16 protein-coding genes are annotated in these 15157 nt (G+C 41.7%); 3 read left to right on the top strand and 13 right to left on the bottom strand.

Features of this window, described 5'->3' with window-relative positions; all coding sequences use genetic code 11:
• Positions 1 to 23: 23 nt before the first annotated feature.
• From M0R79_RS01235 to pyrF, 4 genes are all read right to left on the bottom strand, one after another.
• Positions 24 to 1427, bottom strand: coding sequence for a basic amino acid/polyamine antiporter (locus M0R79_RS01235; RefSeq protein ID WP_248416762.1), 1404 nt, complete (start codon positions 1425 to 1427; stop codon positions 24 to 26).
• A gap of 137 nt (positions 1428 to 1564) precedes the next feature.
• A complete protein-coding gene (locus M0R79_RS01230; RefSeq protein WP_248416763.1) occupies positions 1565 to 2812 on the bottom strand; it encodes an MFS transporter in 1248 nt (415 codons plus the stop codon).
• Between the two features lie 50 nt (positions 2813 to 2862).
• Positions 2863 to 3501, bottom strand: coding sequence for an orotate phosphoribosyltransferase (pyrE, locus tag M0R79_RS01225; protein WP_248416764.1), 639 nt, complete (start codon positions 3499 to 3501; stop codon positions 2863 to 2865).
• Positions 3494 to 4231, bottom strand: coding sequence for an orotidine-5'-phosphate decarboxylase (pyrF, locus tag M0R79_RS01220; RefSeq protein WP_248416765.1), 738 nt, complete (start codon positions 4229 to 4231; stop codon positions 3494 to 3496). The genes pyrE and pyrF overlap by 8 nt, the downstream gene beginning before the upstream one ends.
• A gap of 342 nt (positions 4232 to 4573) precedes the next feature.
• Between pyrF and M0R79_RS01215 the strand changes: the two genes are divergently transcribed.
• Together M0R79_RS01215 and M0R79_RS01210 are read left to right on the top strand one after the other, a co-directional pair.
• Complete coding sequence (locus tag M0R79_RS01215; protein ID WP_248416766.1) at positions 4574 to 5296, top strand: YebC/PmpR family DNA-binding transcriptional regulator; 723 nt, start codon at positions 4574 to 4576, stop codon at positions 5294 to 5296.
• 8 nt (positions 5297 to 5304) lie between these two features.
• Positions 5305 to 5775: a glutathione peroxidase gene (locus M0R79_RS01210; protein ID WP_248416767.1), complete on the top strand. Its 471-nt coding sequence runs from the start codon at positions 5305 to 5307 to the stop codon at positions 5773 to 5775.
• Positions 5776 to 5866: 91 nt separating this feature from the next.
• On the opposite strand, the gene M0R79_RS01205 is transcribed toward M0R79_RS01210, so the two are convergent.
• The 9 genes from M0R79_RS01205 to M0R79_RS01165 form a co-directional block, all read right to left on the bottom strand.
• Positions 5867 to 6508, bottom strand: coding sequence for a CBS domain-containing protein (locus M0R79_RS01205; RefSeq protein WP_248416768.1), 642 nt, complete (start codon positions 6506 to 6508; stop codon positions 5867 to 5869).
• A gap of 2 nt (positions 6509 to 6510) precedes the next feature.
• On the bottom strand, positions 6511 to 7215 hold the full coding sequence (locus M0R79_RS01200) for an ABC transporter ATP-binding protein (RefSeq protein ID WP_248416769.1): 705 nt from the start codon (positions 7213 to 7215) through the stop codon (positions 6511 to 6513).
• Positions 7215 to 7988, bottom strand: a complete 774-nt coding sequence (locus tag M0R79_RS01195; protein WP_248416770.1) for an ABC transporter ATP-binding protein — start codon at positions 7986 to 7988, stop codon at positions 7215 to 7217. The genes M0R79_RS01200 and M0R79_RS01195 overlap by 1 nt, the downstream gene beginning before the upstream one ends.
• Positions 7989 to 8963 carry a branched-chain amino acid ABC transporter permease gene (locus M0R79_RS01190; RefSeq protein WP_248416771.1) on the bottom strand — a complete coding sequence of 325 codons (975 nt, stop codon included), beginning with the start codon at positions 8961 to 8963 and terminating at the stop codon, positions 7989 to 7991.
• A 9-nt stretch (positions 8964 to 8972) separates the two neighbouring features.
• Positions 8973 to 9851: a branched-chain amino acid ABC transporter permease gene (locus M0R79_RS01185; protein WP_248416772.1), complete on the bottom strand. Its 879-nt coding sequence runs from the start codon at positions 9849 to 9851 to the stop codon at positions 8973 to 8975.
• Positions 9852 to 9904: 53 nt separating this feature from the next.
• Entirely contained in the window at positions 9905 to 11062 is a 1158-nt protein-coding gene (locus M0R79_RS01180; protein ID WP_248416773.1) for an ABC transporter substrate-binding protein, read from the bottom strand.
• A 357-nt stretch (positions 11063 to 11419) separates the two neighbouring features.
• Positions 11420 to 12259, bottom strand: a complete 840-nt coding sequence (locus M0R79_RS01175; RefSeq protein ID WP_375163572.1) for an aldo/keto reductase — start codon at positions 12257 to 12259, stop codon at positions 11420 to 11422.
• Complete coding sequence (locus M0R79_RS01170) at positions 12256 to 13746, bottom strand: phosphate:AMP phosphotransferase (protein ID WP_248416775.1); 1491 nt, start codon at positions 13744 to 13746, stop codon at positions 12256 to 12258. Before M0R79_RS01170 ends, M0R79_RS01175 begins: the two co-directional genes overlap by 4 nt.
• Complete coding sequence (locus M0R79_RS01165; protein ID WP_248416776.1) at positions 13740 to 14276, bottom strand: hypothetical protein; 537 nt, start codon at positions 14274 to 14276, stop codon at positions 13740 to 13742. Before M0R79_RS01165 ends, M0R79_RS01170 begins: the two co-directional genes overlap by 7 nt.
• 144 nt (positions 14277 to 14420) lie before the next feature.
• On the opposite strand from M0R79_RS01165, the gene M0R79_RS01160 reads away from it, so the two are divergent.
• Positions 14421 to 15095 carry a hypothetical protein gene (locus M0R79_RS01160; protein WP_248416777.1) on the top strand — a complete coding sequence of 225 codons (675 nt, stop codon included), beginning with the start codon at positions 14421 to 14423 and terminating at the stop codon, positions 15093 to 15095.
• Positions 15096 to 15157 lie beyond the last annotated feature (62 nt).

Raw genomic sequence — 15157 nt, 5'->3', positions numbered from 1 at the left:
AGACCTATTTACGAGCTTCAACGCTATATCAATTGGGCCAAACTATAACAAAAACCAAAAGTCAGAATGATAAAAATGATCCATTCGTAAGTTTTAAACACTTTGCGACCCTGCTGCCATTGCAACCCCATATAAAGCAGACTACCAGGAAATAGTAATAATAAGCTTAAGATCAAATAGGTCCGCCCAGAAGCATAGATCAACCAAATCATATAAATACTGGCTACCCAGGCAATCAAGGAGCTCGTCTTAGTTTGACCGCTAGCTTTAGTCTGCTTTGCATTCAATTTGACTAAATACAAAGCCATACACGTATAAGAAAAGAGAATCGAGGCTGAAGATAGCTTGGTTAAATTTGAATAAGCATTAGGAATCAACAAAAAGCTGAGGAAAAGCAGTTGAATCAAGCCATTAGATACCGTCAATGACCGCATCGATATCAAGCGCTGATTGCGTTGATCAAAATAAGCTGGGAAGAGTCCCAAATGGGCTGCCTGATAAACCACTTCTTCATTCAACAAAGTAGAAGAGAACCAAGCACCAAAAATTGAAAAAATTACACCAATATTTACAAAGATAGCCCCTGGACGACCAATCAAGGCTTCCATCAAATAGGCCAATGAGGGATTAGGCAATTGAACAATTTCTTCCCGACTCAAAATACCAAAAGACAAAATAGTAACCGCAGCATAAATCAAGGTCACCGAACAAAATGCTAGCACCGTCGCCGTCCCGACCTGTCTTTGGTCTTGCGCTTTCCCTGAAAAAGCGACGGCACTCTCTAAACCGATAAAAGAAAAGACTGACACTAACATGGTTTCCTTAACCTGTTGACTGAGCGAACCCAACTGGATATTCTGATGCAGCTGACCCCAAAAATCAACTTGAAATAAATCGAAACGAAAAGCAGTCAAAGCCAGAATTAAAAAGATGATAATCGGAGCCAATTTGGCCAACAAAATAATAGCATTGACTAATTCTGCCTGACGCACACCTTGAGAAATCAAGCCATGAATCAACCATAACAGCAAGGAAGCGCCGATAAATGAATATAGATTCTGACCATCCTCAAAATAAGGAAAGAAATATGATAAGGCCGAGAAAATTAGCGTACCGTAGGCTGCATTCTTAATTAAAGAAGAGATCCAGTAGCCCCAAGCTGAATTAAAGCCAATATATTCACCGAAACCAGCTCGGGCATAATTAAAGATTCCTGATTCTAAATCGGGTCGCCGCCGACTGACTTCTTGCATAGCCAGAGCTAAACAGCCCATGCCAACGCCAGTGATTAACCAGCCAATCATCACTCCAGCTTGTGAGGCCACTGTAGCCATCTCTTTACTTAGGTTAAAGATTCCTGAGCCAATAATGGTGGTGATAATCAAACCCATAAGGCTCCAGAAACCCATTTTATTATCTTGATTCATCGCTTACCTTCCTCAAACAATTAATGCATTCATTATGGGTCATAGAATTCCCCCCTGTCAATCCTTTTATAAGAAAAAAATTAGAGAGTCGAAAGCTCGACTCCCTACAGAACATTTGATTCACTTATCTTCTAAGCTTAAATCTCTACTAAGGCGGATCCTTCTACCCCATCATAATTTATCAAGGCTTGGTAGCGATCCTTTTGTAAGTTAGGAATAGTTAGCATGACTACAAAGGAAACAAGATATAAACTCGCTAAGAAGACCATAACCATCCCCGTTGAATAGTGATCCAAGATCATACCGATAATTACTGAGGAGAAACCACCTACGGCCCGGCCAACATTCAAGATTACATTGTTAGCAATCGAGTGAATTCGCCCAGCATACAAACGACTGGTCATCGCGCCATAACCAGAGAACATACCATTGACGAAGAAACCAACAATCATACCGCCCAGTAACATGGTCATGGCTGAATTAGCAAATTGGAAAAGAAAGACTGATCCCGCAGACATTAATAAGAAGATACCATAAGCTAGTCTTGGTCCAAGTTTATCAAGAATTTGACCGAAGACTAACATGCCCAAACACATTCCAATAATAGTGGCGATCATCCACGTCGATGAATTCTTAATCGAGATATTTAAGGACTCTTGCATAATCGTTGGCAGCCAGTTCATCATGCCAAAATAACCGGCAATTTGTACCGTCGTCATCAACATCAGGGCGAGTGTCTGGTAAGCTAAGGTTGGACTGGCAAAGAGTTCAGCAATACTTGGTTTCACGGTGACGTCTTTGGCCACTCGGTGATTAGATACCTTATCAGCATCAATGGCGAAGTGCATGTAAGCCACTAAGACAAGCGGCAGTAGTCCCATTAAGAATAGACCGCGCCAGCCAAAGACCGGAGCCACAAATGCAGCTAAGATTGCTGAAGCAATCGAACCGACTTGACCCGCAATGCCATTAAAGGCTGAAATCCGGCCCATTCTTTCGGGTGGAACAATGCCAGCCATGATAGCAATAGCCACACCGTATTCACCACCGACGCCTACCCCGGCTAAGAAGCGCATCAGATAGAGATAAGAAATATTAGGCGTGAAGAAAATTAAGGCCGTGGCGATTGAGAAAATAGCAATGGTCCATTTGAAGACCCGATATTTATTATAACGGTCGGCCAATACGCCAAAAATTAATCCGCCAGCCAACATACCAAAGTTGGTAAAGGTGGCAATCCAGCCCCCTTGAGTTTGGCTAATCCCTAATTGAGCAACAATCGATGACATTGAGAAAGCTAAAAACATGACATTTAAATCATCTAGTCCTGATCCAACAATCGCAGTAATCAGGGCTCGTCGGTCATTTTTGTTTATTTTTTCCATTTTTATTCTCCTTAATGAATGCTCTCGGCATTCTTTATTAATATTAATTTTTAAGCGTGTTTGTCTGACCAAGCTTGAGGGTCTTGATACCATTCATTGAGCGAATCATAATAGGCTTTAATTTCAGCATCTTGACTCGCTACTTGTAACAAGGTTGAATAATCGGTTAAGGAATGTAAACTTAAGTCTGCTTCAGCGAAGGCCTGATAGCCTCGTTTCAATTGATAATTAAAAATTGACATCACGCCAAGCACTTGACCACCTGCTTGACGAATCTGTTGAGCCGCATTTAAGACCGAACGCCCGGTAGAAACCAAATCTTCAATTAAGACAACCTTGGCTCCAGGATCCAATCGACCTTCGATGGCTTGGCCCTTGCCATGGTCTTTGGCCGAAGATCTGACATAAATCATCGGTAAATCCATCTCTGCAGCGACAAAAGCGGCATGAGGAATGCCCGCCGTAGCAGTCCCAGCAATCATTTCAACTTCTGGGTAATGGGTTTGAATCGCTTGGGCTAAGAGATGTTCAATTTCTTGACGTTCTTTAGGATAAGACATAATGAGACGATTGTCGGTATAAATCGGCGAACGTAAGCCAGAAGCCCAGGTATAGGGCTCTTGTGGATTCAAACAAACAGCTTCGATCGTCATTAAAATTTCAGCAGCTCGCTGAGCGCTATTATTCATACAATCTTCCTTTCTCCTTTAATCCTTCTTGCCAACTTTGACAGATTTTACGATAAGCTGCGACGGGATTGTCAGCTTGAGTGATTGGCCGACCAACGACAATATAATCACAACCGTTTAGGGCTGCTTCATAAGGCGTCGCCACCCGCTGTTGATCATCGTCGGCTCCTTTTTCCAGACGAATCCCTGGAGTCACTGTAAGAAAGTCTTGACCCAGTTGTTCTTTAATCGCCTTGGCTTCTAATGGCGAACAAACGACCCCATCTAAACCAGCAGCTTGGGTAAGCTCGGCAAGATGACGTACAGATTCTTCCATACTAACTGAAACTTGTTGTTCGTTGGCTAATTGATCGGCACTGGTCGAAGTCAGCTGGGTCACCGCTAAGAGTACGGGACGCTTTTTGCCGGCAGGAGTACCTTTACCTAAACCTTTATGGGCCGCTTCCATCATCGCTTTGCCACCTAGAGCGTGGACATTGACCATGGCCACCCCTTGTTTCGCCAGGGTCTTCATCGCCCATTTGACAGTATTAGGGATATCATGGAGCTTCAAGTCTAAGAAGATATCATGGCCTCGCTCTTGTAACTTCTCAATCATGGTTAAACCCGTGGTGTAATATAATTCCATGCCAATCTTTACATTTAAAGCTTCTGAGAATTGATCTAAGAAATGCTCAAGTTGATCTAATTCTTGAAAATCCAGGGCAATTATTGGTTTCTTTGCGTCCATGCTTCATCTCCTTTATAAATTGATACAAAAAAAGATCCGCCTAAACGTGCGGATCCCTTGAAGTGCCTCAAATAATTATGGTTCCTGTGCCTTTGCCCAGGAAAAATATCATTTATGGTAACTTTCATGTTTCTCGAACACGTTTAAAGATAGCTCATAACTGACAATATTATACAGACTTGTAACCCACTTGTCAAAAATGTTTTTCCTTTTCATCCAATTTCTTAGCCAAAATGATCGTTTTTTTGCTTTCACTGTCGAAAAAATTACCAGGCCTATTTCACTTATTCCATATTTTTATGTATAATAAGCCTATATATTTAGGAAAGTGAAGTGAAAATAATGGGTCGTAAATGGATGAATATTAAAGAGAAAAAAGCCAACAAAGATCGCGATACTTCAGCCAAAAATGCTAAATTTGGTATCGAAATCTATGCTGCTGCACGTTCTGGTGAACCAGACCCCGAAAGTAACCAAAAATTAAAATTTGCCATTGAACGCGCTAAAACATACGATGTCCCCCGTCATATTATTGAACGGGCAATTGAGAAAGCCAAAGGTGGCGACGATGAACACTACGATGAGCTCCGTTATGAAGGGTTCGGTCCGAATGGTTCAATGATTATTGTCGATGCCTTGACCAATAATGTTAATCGAACTGCTGGTAACCTTCGTTCTATTTTTAATAAAAATGGTGGCAATATGGGTGTGGCCGGTTCAGCTTCTTATATGTTCGATAATACCGCTGTCTTTGTGGTTGAAGATCAAGATGCCGAAAGCATTATGATGGGCTTACTTGAAGCCAACGTTGATGTACGAGATGTGATTCAAGAAGACCAATCCGTAGTCATTTATGGCGAACCAGCTGCCTTTAATGCTATTCGTGAAAGTCTTGAATCGATGGGCATTGAAAAATTTGCGGTGGCTGAATTAGAAATGATCGCCCAAAACGAAGTTAACCTAAGTCCAGAAGACCAAGCCCAATTTGAGAAATTAATCGATGCTCTCGAAGATGATGAAGATGTTCAGAATGTCTTCCACAATGTCAATCTAACGGAGGAATAATAGACAACATGCCTTTGCCTAATTTCGAGCTTAAATATAGTGACGGTCGCCCCTATTCACTCAATGATTATAATAATTATGTCATCTTAATTGTGAATACTGCCAGTCAATGTGGCTTAAATGGCCAGCTACGTGAATTAGAAACGCTTTATCAAACTTACCGGCAAGATGACTTTGTTGTTTTGGCCTTTCCTAGCGATCAATTTCATCAAGAACCCTTAGCTAATCAAGAGATGCAAAGTCAATGTCAACGCGACTTTGGGGTGAGTTTTCCAATCAACGAACGGGTTCAGATCAATGGTCAAGAAACAGTCCCAATCTATCAATGGTTAAAACAAGAACGGTCTGGCTTCTTGAACGGCAGTATCAAATGGAATTTCACTAAATTTCTGCTCAATCGGCAAGGTCAAGTGGTGAAACGTTACCCACCTACCTTCTCTCCTCAACAAATTGCTAAAGACATCGAGGACTTACTCTAATAAATTATTAAACTAGTAAATAGGCAACCACGCTTCTTATTCGGGAAGAAGGGTTGCCTATTTTTGTGGGCAAACGATTGATTACCCAAGTCTATGATTCATAAATACCATGGATTTGATAGCCTTTTGCCTTGACGGCTTGAACAAAGGCGTCACTATGGCCTCGATCAAGTTGTAAGACTAGACGCAAGCTGCCATCCGACTGAGGATAGACCACCAGGTGACTGAGGTTCTCATCCACTTCGACCAATGCATCTCCCAATTCTTCAATCACACCCTGACGATCTTGATTTAATTCTAGAACGAGAGTCACACCGGGCTGATCATAACCACTAATATCAATGAAAGCCTTGAAGATATCTTTATCGGTAATTAATCCCAATAATTCTTCTTGGTCTACGACTAAGAGAACGCCAATATTTAAGTCACGCATCAAAGCCGCCGCTTCGGTAAGTAAGCATTGCTCGCTTACACATTTGACCTGACGTTCCATAGCATCTTTACAGGTTAACTTACTTAATAAATAATTTAGTTCATAGACTGATAAGCTGGTTGCCTCGGAAGGCATTAATTTGGCTAGACTCTCTTTGGTCACTAAGCCAATCAATTTACCTTCAGCCATGACGGGCAAACGATTAATCTGATACTTTTGCATTAAATCTTGAGCTTGGCTAATACTAGTCCTTGGTTCGACCGTGATTAGATCTCGACTCATATAATCTTTTACAAACATCTCTAACCTCCTAAATAGGCTGCTTGAACTTTGGGATCAGCTAGCAATTCTTGGCCACTACCTGATAGAACCACTTTACCCGTTTCTAACACATAGGCTCGATTGGAAATTTTTAAAGCTTGGCGGGCATTCTGCTCAATTAATAGGACCGTCGTCCCCTGATTTTGAATATCTTGAATAATTTGAAACACTTCTTGAATAAATAAAGGAGCTAGTCCCATCGATGGCTCATCTAATAGTAATAATTTGGGTCGACTCATCAGAGCACGTCCCATGGCTAACATCTGCTGCTCACCCCCGGATAAGGTTGAGGCATCTTGGTTCAGACGCTCCTCTAAGATGGGAAAACGCTGATAGACTACTTTTAAATCCTGAGCCAAGGCGCTCTTGTCTTTTCTTAAATAAGCTCCCATAAGCAGATTTTCCTTGACGGTCAATTCCCGAAAGACACGCCGTCCTTCTGGAACTTGAACTAAACCTGCTTGGACAATCTGCTTAGCCGATAAGCGACTCAGATCTTGTCCTTCAAAGCGGATGTGACCCTGACTGGCTTTAATCAGACCCGATAAAGTATTTAAGATGGTTGTTTTGCCCGCCCCATTCGCTCCAATTAAACTAATAATTTCACCTGGATGGACTTGGAAACTGACTTCTTTGACTGCCTTAATCATGCCATAATTGACCGATAATTGACTGACTTCTAGCATCAGACGTCACCTCCCAGATAAGCTTGAATTACCCTAGGATTCTCTTTAATTTCTTGCGGACTTCCTTGAGCAATCAGTTGGCCATATTCTAAGACATAAATGCGTTCACAGAGTTTCATGACCAAAGACATATCATGTTCAATTAAGACAATCGTTAAAGCGAAACGCTGACGAATGGTGTCGATCAAGCTCATTAATTCTTCCGTTTCTTTCGGATTCATACCGGCCGCCGGTTCATCTAAAAAGAGTAACTTAGGCTGAGTCGCTAAGGCCCGAGCAATTTCTAATTTTCTTTGTTGACCATAGGCTAGATTGCGTGCTGGTAGCATGGCGTGCTGATCGAGATCAAAGATGGCTAACAACTTCAGCGCTTGTTCTTCAACCAAGTCCTCTTGCTGATAATATCGTTGAGTCCGCCACAAACTATCCCAGACACTGGCGCCCTGCTTATGGTTCATCGCAACTTTAATATTATCGAGGACGGTTTGGTCTTTAAACAATCGAATGTTCTGGAAGGTTCGAGCCATGCCCTTTTGATTGATTATATTGGGCTTTTTGCCCTGAATATCAATTGGCTTTCCTTCGGGATAGAAAGTGATTTGACCCGATGTCGGCCGGTAGACACCGGTTAAAAGATTGAAAAAAGTCGTCTTACCCGCCCCATTTGGACCGATCAAACCGATTAATTCGTGGTGATCAATGGCTAGAGATATATTCGAAACTGCCGTCAAGCCCCCAAAATTTTTGCTTAATGATTTGACTTCTAATAACATTTAGCCGACCTCTTTTCTAATGGGTTTCTTTAAATGATTCAGCAGATAATGTGCTGGGTTAATTTCCTTAGTTCCTAATAATCCGCTAGGTCGAAAAATCATAATTAAAATCATAGCCAATGCATAGATAATCATTCTTAACTGACCGAAATCTTGTAAGGCTAAGTTGAGTAAACCCAGTACAATAGCAGCTAGGATGGTGCCAGAGAAACTTCCCATGCCACCAAAAACGACAATAATTAATATATCAATCGACCGATTGAATGAATAATCACTGGGGGTGACAATACCCAAATAATTGGCTTGCAAAGCTCCACCCATGGCAGCTGTAGCTGCGGCAATGACGAAAGCTAGCACCTTATACTTAGTAATGTTCACACCCATAGCTTCTGCAGCCACTTCATCTTGGTTCAATGCTCGGGTGACTCGACCAGCTGGACTGAAGGTATAATTTAGAACTAAGGTGAGGCACAAGACCATCACTATATATACTAGCCACCAATCGACTACTCGAGGGATGCCACTAATTCCAGCAGGACCATTGGTTAAGCCTTGTTGATTATTGATGACGATACGAATCACTTCACTAATCCCCAAAGTCGCAATCGCCAGATAGTCTCCCTTTAAACGTAAGGTAGGAATTCCCACCAGTAAAGCTAAGAGGACCGCTAAACACATTCCGATCGCCAGGCCGACTAACCAAGCAGGGACAGGGCCTAAATTCAACCTTGTACTAGCAATAGCCGAAGCATAAGCACCGATAGCAATAAAGCCAGCATGACCTAAGGAAAATTGTCCCGCCACACCTAATACTAGATTCAAACCACTGGCATAGATAATGTTCAACATAATAGTAATTAGACTAATTCGATGGTAAGCGTTCAGCCACCCTAAATGAATCAAACTGGCTAGGATCACGAACGCCAGCAGAGATATTCCCAGCCAGATCATATTTCTATAATATCTATCTTGCATTTCTACCACCTAAACTTTCTCTTTCAGTTGTTTGCCGAATAACCCTGCTGGAAGTAACAAGAGAATTAAAATCAATAAGAGATAAACTAGGGCATCTTTATAGGCCGACATGCCAAAGTACACCATAATTGTTTCAAGAATACCAATCACATAACCGCCCACCATGGCTCCATTCACACTGCCGATACCGCCAACCACTGACGCGATAAAAGCTTTCAAGCCAGGAGCCGTGCCCATGAGTGGTGACAAAGAATTATAATAAAGGGCGAATAAGACACCTGCAGCCCCAGCTAAAGCCGACCCTAAGGCAAAGGTGAAGGAGATCACCCGGTCAACATCAATCCCCATCAGTTTAGCCGCCTCTTCGTCCACTGCCAAGGCTCGCATGGCTAGACCCATTTTTGTCTTATGAACGATTAGATAGAGGGCTAGCATCAAAGCAATGGTTAAGATAAAGACTAGCACTTGCTTAGAAGTTAGGATGAGACCAAAAATCTTATAGACAGTCACCTTAATCGGTGCTGGAAAGGCCTTAACTTCCGGACCAAAGAAATAAATCATCAGATTTTGCAGCAAGTAGGATACACCAATCGCTGTAATCAAGGCAGCAATTCTTGAAGAATGACGCAAAGGTTTATAGGCAATTCGTTCTATGCTCACCCCAATGCAGGCACAGACAAACATGACTGCGAGCAAGCTGACCCACAAATTCAAGCCTAATTGAATCATGAAATAGGCTCCCAGAAAGGCTCCTAACATAAAAACTTCCCCATGGGCGAAATTTATTAGACGAATCGTGCCATATACCATGGTATAGCCTAGGGCAATCAGAGCGTAGATACTCCCCACCGCGATACCATTAATGATTTGTTGGATAAATAACTGCATAGATGATTTCCTTTCTAATGTCCATGCTTATCAGTTAACGATAAATGATTCTCCTACTGCACCAAAACTTCTTCAACTGCCTCGACCTTGCCATTGGTCAATTTCAACATCAATGCAGGTTTAATCGGGTTATGATCACGATCCATATCAAAGGTCCCCGTCACGCCAGTAAACGCTTTGGTCTCTTCGAGGGCCTGCTTAATATCTTTAGCGTCCAAAGAATCTGCTCGTTCCATGGCGTCCATCATTAAATTGGCTGCATCAAAAGCTAAGGCTGCAAAAGTATCTGGTTCCTTACCATATTTATCCTGATAAGCCTTTAAGAAAGCTTGTACTTCTGCCGAGTCTGAATTGCTGGAGAAGTGAGAAGTATAATACAGATCGTTCACATTCTCTGCTCCTGCTAATTCAACCAGAGTAGGCGAAGCGAGTCCATCACCACCGACGATTACCTGATTGAGACCCATTTCTCGTGCTTGTTTAATCAATAAGCCGATTTCAGTATAATAACCGGGTACATATAACACATCGAAATCTTGAACTAATAAACTAGTCAAGACCGCTGAGAAGTCTGTGTCTCCACTCGCATAGGCCTCTTGAGCAACCACTTGCCCCCCCTTGGCTTCAAATTCAGCTTGAAAAGCCTTAGCCAATCCTTGGGAATAATCCAAACTTTGATCTACCAGAATCGCTACTTTCTTGGCGCCTAATTGGTCGACAACATAGGCACCCGCGGCTTTCCCTTGATATTGGTCTTCAAAACACACTCGAAAAATCCAGTCCAAAACTTTGCCCGAGGAGTCTAAAGTAACACCATTCCCCGTCACCGCAGGAAAGATGGTTGGTAAGCCAGCTTGACTGACTACCGGAATAGTAGCTTTGGCATCACCGGTGGGAGCCGGTCCCAAAATGGCATGGACCCCCTGATCAATCAAACGAGTGGCGACAGAAGTCGCTTCGGTTAAATCTGATTTGTTGTCATAATGGATATATTCAATCTGCTTGCCTTTAATTCCGCCATCAGCATTCTTTAATTCAATAGCTAATTGAGTGGCTTCATCCATTGGCGTACCATAAGAAGCCGCTCCGCCGGTTAATTCGAAATTGCCACCGATCTTCACCGTGTCTTCAGCTGCAGCGACTGACGAACTTAAAGGGTTCAATAGCAACAAGGTCGTTAATAAAGCAGCAAACATCTTTCTACACATCATTTTCTATTCCTCCTCGGATATTCTATGAAAAAAAGACCCCCGCTAGATGAATTCATCTAACGGAGGTCGATAAAAACCGCCACGAAAAGCTTTGTGATGCCGCTAGATTATTTCATCTATGCGGACACCAAAATTATTAGCACCTCATAGATACAAACTTTCGTTTTACCGTGTTTGTATCTGTGAGGATACAAACACTATCTAATCACAATGCTAATAATGACTAATAAGTTTAGTGTTTGTTGTCGATGTGCCATAATTTATTCAATCTCCTTTTCATTAGGGTTATCTTAATCTATTTCTTACTAAGTGTCAAGATATTTTCATATTAATTTAATATTTTCTCATTTATTGTGTTTAAAATTTGGCGGTATCTGGATCTTGCATTTGAGCAATCCCGGTTAATTGATCTAAAAATTCCATATCTTCTGGATCAAGTTCAAAATCAAAAATATTTAAGTTTTCTCTAATATGGTCAGGGTTCTGTGAACGAGGTAAGGGGACAAAACCTTTTTGGAAGGACCATCTTAAGGCTACTTGACCGACAGTCCGATCATACTTATTGGCTAAATCAATCATGGCAGCATGCTTAAAGATTTCACCCTGGCCAAGGGGACTATATGCTTCTAGAAGCATATCGTGTTCCCGACAGAATTGCACCAAAGAATCTTGACTTAAACCGGGTGTTAAGATAATTTGGTTGACCATCGGTTTGATACTGGCACCAACAAATAAGGCTTCTAAGTGTTTAATTTGGAAATTCGATACGCCAATTGCCCGAACTTTCTTGGCTTGATACAAACTTTCAAGGACGCGCCAAACTTCGGTATTACGTAATTTCCAAGCTTCATTCTCCCGTAATTCAATCGGATTAGGCCAGTGAATTAACAGCAAATCTAGATAGGAAGTTTGTAATTTATTTAACGATTCTTCGACTGAGGCAAGTGTATCCTCATAACTTTGTTGATTATTCCATACCTTGGTGGTCAAGAAAATCTCTTGACGGTCGAGACCACTTTCTTTTATAGCCCGTCCTACACTCTCTTCATTGCCATAGATTTGAGCCGTGTCGATATGACGATAGCCTACTTCCAGGGCAGCAGTGACTGCCTGAAATGCCACCGGTCCATCAGCGAGTTTCCAAGTTCCAAAGCCAGGAACCGGCATTTCAACTTGGTTGATTAAGGTTTTATTCATTTCCATCTTCTGCCTCCTATTTTTTCTTTCAAGTGTTGTTCTAGCGTATCGACAAATTGTGTTAAGACTTGAATTCGCGCAAAGTATTTATCATTACTCGCAATAAAATGCCAAGGAGCTTGGTCTTGATTGGTTCGTGTCAACATCTCTTCCATCGCTACCATGTACGCATCCCACTTCTCGCGATTACGCCAATCTTCTTCGGTAATTTTATAATTCTTGGCGGCTTCGTCTTGCCGAGCCTTAAATCTTCTCCCCTCCTCTTCCTTATCAATATATAGAAAATATTTCAAGACAATCGTTCCGTGGTCGACTAAAATTTGTTCCATCTGATTAATCTCTTGATAGGCCCGATCCCATTCCTTCTCACTGGCAAATCCTTCGATTCTTTCTACCAGAACCCGTCCATACCATGATCGATCAAAGATACTCATTAGGCCGTCTTGAGGAAACTTAGTCTTAAAGCGCCAGAGGTAATGATGGGCCAGTTCTTCTTCAGTGGGCGCTTTGATACCATAAATCTTATATGAACGAGGGTCAATTTCACGGGTGAGCCGTTTAATAGCGCCTCCCTTACCAGCTGCATCCACCCCTTCAAAGACCAAAACAATCGGAATATCGCGGCAATAACATTGGTAAACTAATTCAGCCGCTTGTTTTTGTAAGTCTTCTTTCTGCCTTTGGTATTCTTCTTCGGATAACTTTCGCTCTAAGTCTTCTTGAGGAACTTCTAGGGGGTGACTTTGATAATTTCGGTTTGGCGCTTGACTTTCTTCCCGATCCTCGAGGACCCGTTTCATCTCCTGACGGATAGTGGTGATGGTCTGTCCTAAGATTTCTTTGGCCGCTAATTTCTTATCTTCAGCATTAATAATGCGCCAAGGACTATGATCTAAATCGGTGGCTTGCAAGACTTGATCGAACCATTTGAGATATTTATCATGGTGTTTAGCTTGCTTATAATCTTCTTTAGATAGGAGAAAGTCTGCTTGACTGGAAGCTTCTAAGGCTTTAATCCGCTCTAATTGAGTGTGATGGCTGATGTTTAAGAAGAATTTCAGCACGATGGTACCATCGTCAATTAATGCTTGTTCAAAGGCTAAGAGTTCCTGTGTTTTTTGTTGGAGCGATTCCGGACCCGGCTCTTCATGATTAAAGACTTGATAATAGAAACTACGATCATAGATGGCAATCTCTTGATTACTTGGAATTTTCTGCCAATAGCGCCAAGCTGAAGGATGCTTCTTCTCTTGTTTAGTTTCTTGCTCATAGACTTCAACACGAACGTAACGCGGATCCATTTCTCGAGTGAGGGCCTTGAGAACATAACCCTTCCCAGATGATTCCCAACCATCTAGCAGAATGAGGACTGGAATCTCGGCCGCTTGTAATTCTCGCTGTAATTGATCAAACGTCTGACCCAATTCCTTAATCGATTGTTCGTCATAGGTATCAGGCAATTGATTAAAATCATAATCCTTTAACATGGTTTCCCTTCTTTCCTGCTATCCTGGATATATTGATAAGTATTCCGGAAAGTACCATCATGAATACTTACCTGACCTAAATACTTATAATGATATTGAGCCAAGAGTTTCTTCATGACCAGATTTTGGTCGTGGGTATCAATCATAATATTCTGGTAATGTTGTTTGAGCCAGGAAAAGATAAATTTCCCTAATCCAGGCACCCGACCCGCCGAAGCGATCCGATGAATCGTCACAATCTCAGCAGGATCTTCCCAATGTGACTTTAAAGGTAAATAGACTTGATCGGGTCCTTGTTGGATAAAGAAACTGGCCAAAATTTCACCGGCTTCGATACCTGGAAATTCATTTTCTTCAGCTACCACGACACGGGATCCGCCGGCAGACATATCAGCCTGTAATTGTTTAATATCTGGATAACCATCTTGCCATTGATAGAGTCCTAAGGACTCTCGTTGAAATTGTCGAGCCCGATCATAAATCGCCAGGACCTGATTTTGGTCTGATTTTTGGGTAGAACGCACCTGCATCTTTATCCCTCCTAAATCATTCTTCGCTTGGCCTTTAGCAAGCTCTGCAAGCAAGCAAATTCATCCTTGAATCAAGATTGACCATTGCAAAGCGCTTAAACTTATTATAATCTAAGTATAAGAAAATAAGAAGGAGAACACTATATGGCCAATAATATGAACAAAATTAGCCGCGATCGGGCCAGAATGCTAGCCGAACAATATAAGAATGACCCGGAAATGAAATATGTTGTTTATAACATTCGACGTCGTAGCTATATCTTACATAATCCTTATCAGTATTATTTCCGCTTTAGCCGGCGCGAATCCGTTTGGAATACGCGAACTTTAAAATTAGAGAACCTGATTTCAAGTGACCAACCCGTTGAAGAGATTGCCACTGCCCTCTACAATGAAGTCAACCAAATTGTGGAAGATACAGTGAACTTCAAATTGAAGGGAAGCTTTGAAGAAGAAAATTGCGCGACGCTACTCAATTATTATTTCAACGGCAAATGCAATTTAGCCTACTACGATTATTATCTAGGGCGAGTATGCTTGATTAAAGAACGGGATAAGTCAGATGATTTCTCCGCTCTCATCGGCTCACGCTACTATTTTATCGATGATTTGCATAATGTGATTCAATATAAACTCGGTCTTTCTGCTGAATTCCTGAAGAATTTCCTCAAAGGGGTCATGAAGGAAGATAAGATGATTGCCGATATTGATGGCTATGACCAACTCAAAAAAGCCATGCTCCAATTTATCAATCAAGAGATTGAACAAATTGAAGAATGGCTAGCTTCTAATCAATTAAAAGGGAACAAGCGTCGTTAATCTAGACACCTTTTCCTGACAATAAACTGAACATACGAAGAAACACCTCAACACTTTGTCAA

The sequence above is a fragment of the Ignavigranum ruoffiae genome, assembly GCF_023195815.2.
GTDB classification, from domain to species: domain Bacteria; phylum Bacillota; class Bacilli; order Lactobacillales; family Aerococcaceae; genus Ignavigranum; species Ignavigranum ruoffiae.
Note: the sequence above shows the minus strand (reverse complement) of the source record. Positions and strands in the feature narration are given on the sequence as shown.